The sequence below is a fragment of the Halorubrum tibetense genome, assembly GCF_042661865.1.
In the GTDB taxonomy this organism is placed as follows: Archaea; Halobacteriota; Halobacteria; order Halobacteriales; family Haloferacaceae; genus Halorubrum; species Halorubrum tibetense.
The window spans coordinates 1-1,348 of sequence record NZ_JBHSWW010000442.1 but is presented as its reverse complement, the minus strand read 5'-3'; the positions used below and the strand labels follow the sequence as shown (position 1 = coordinate 1,348).

At 68.9% G+C, this 1,348-nt stretch carries 2 protein-coding genes; both read left to right on the top strand.

The annotated features are described in order from the left end of the window. Positions 1–285: YIP1 family protein (locus ACFQEU_RS15970; protein WP_379783771.1), on the top strand; the 285-nt coding region annotated here is incomplete at its 5' end. A 96-nt stretch (positions 286–381) separates the two neighbouring features. Continuing rightward, positions 382–1,348 (top strand): OB-fold nucleic acid binding domain-containing protein (locus ACFQEU_RS15965; protein WP_379783769.1); only part of this gene is annotated, 967 nt, incomplete at its 3' end.

Sequence of the window (1,348 nt, the reverse complement as noted above, 5' to 3'; positions counted from 1 at the left end):
GGGGGCAGGGGCTGGGGGCTCACCACGCGGGATCGGGCCGGTGTGAGCGAGACGGTCCAGGTGGTCGCGTACGCGAGCGCCCCGATGGCGCTTGCCGGGCCGCCGATCCCCGAGCTTCGACTCGTCTGTGGCGCGTACGCGACCGTTCTGCTGTGCCTCGGCGTGTGGACCGTCCACGGAACGACACCGATTCGAACCCTCGTCGGTGGGCTCCCGCCGGCGCTTTTCGGCTACGGCGTCGGGTACCGCGTCGTCGCCGCTGCGCGGACGCTGTTCGGCGGGTGAACCGCCCGGGCCGCCGCCGGGATCCGGCGGACGTTCGAACGTGGTCCGGCCGGGTTTCGACAACCGTTTTAGGCGTGAGCCACTCGGTATACTCAAATGGGATCCTGTATCATCTGTGGTACCGACGTCGACGGTGGCGGTCGGATCTGCCGACCCCATCAGGAGGACGTCGTGTTCGACTTCCGCGGCGACTCACCGGACCAACTCGTCGCGAATCGCTTCTATCGAGGCGTTGTCGACGGATACGCCGAGTTCGGAGTGTTCATCGATCTCGCGCCGGGCATCACCGGTCTGCTCCACCGATCCGAGCTCGACCGTCGCCTCGACAGCCTCGACTGGGAGCCCGGTGACGACGTGTTCGTCCAAGTCAAAGGCGTCCGCGACAACGGCAACATCGACCTCGCGTGGTCCATTCGGCAGGCCGACCGGGAGTTCCGCGGTGCTCTCGTTCAGGAGGCCGAAACCGAACACCTCCCCGAGTCGGAAGCGGACGACGACACCGACGAGGAGGACGCGTCGGCGGAAAGCGCCGGGGCCGACGACGACGCGGACGGAACCGACGCGGACGGCGCGGACGGAACCGGCGCGGACGACACTGAGTCACCGGAACGCGAATCGACAGCGGATCCGTCCCATCGCGGTAAATCAGCCGAAGAGACAGCTGATCCCGCCGACCACGGGGACGCCGACACGACGGAGCCCGCGACGGACGATGCGTCCGTGGACGGCGCGGCCGAAGCCGACAGTGTAGACACCGATTCCGCGGACGACGAACCGCCGGAGCGCGTCCCGATCGAGACGCTGGAGGCCGCCGTCGGCAACGCGGTTCGGCTGGAGGGTGAGGTCGTGAGCGTCCGCCAGACCGGCGGACCGACCGTCTTCGAACTGCGTGACGAGACGGGCGTCGTCGACGCCGCCGCCTTCGAGGAGGCCGGCGTCCGGGCGTACCCCGAGGTGGAGGTCGGCGACACGATCCGGCTCGACGGCGAGGTCGAACGTCGCCGCGGCGACATTCAGGTGGAGACGGAAGCGCTCGTGATATTGGAGGGCGACGAGGCCGAGG